Source organism: Streptomyces sp. NRRL S-87, from assembly GCF_000719335.1.
In the GTDB taxonomy this organism is placed as follows: Bacteria; Actinomycetota; Actinomycetes; order Streptomycetales; family Streptomycetaceae; genus Streptomyces.
The window spans coordinates 1-202 of record NZ_JOGB01000253.1; the positions used below are offsets into that span (position 1 = coordinate 1).

Sequence of the window (202 nt, forward strand, 5' to 3'; positions counted from 1 at the left end):
CGCGATCATGGCGACCCCGGAGACGTTCGTCGACTTCAGCCGCCAGCGCGGGCTCGCCGCGGACGGGCGCTGCAAGTCGTTCGCGGAGGGTGCGGACGGTACGGGCTGGGCCGAGGGCGCGGGCATGCTCCTCGTCGAGCGCCAGTCCGACGCCGTGCGCAACGGCCACCCGATCCTCGCCGTCGTGCGCGGTTCGGCCGTC

General features: G+C 74.8%; 1 protein-coding gene. It reads left to right on the plus strand.

The annotated features are described in order from the left end of the window. Positions 1 to 202: beta-ketoacyl synthase N-terminal-like domain-containing protein (locus IF43_RS37695; RefSeq protein ID WP_037891835.1), on the plus strand; the 202-nt coding region annotated here is incomplete at both ends.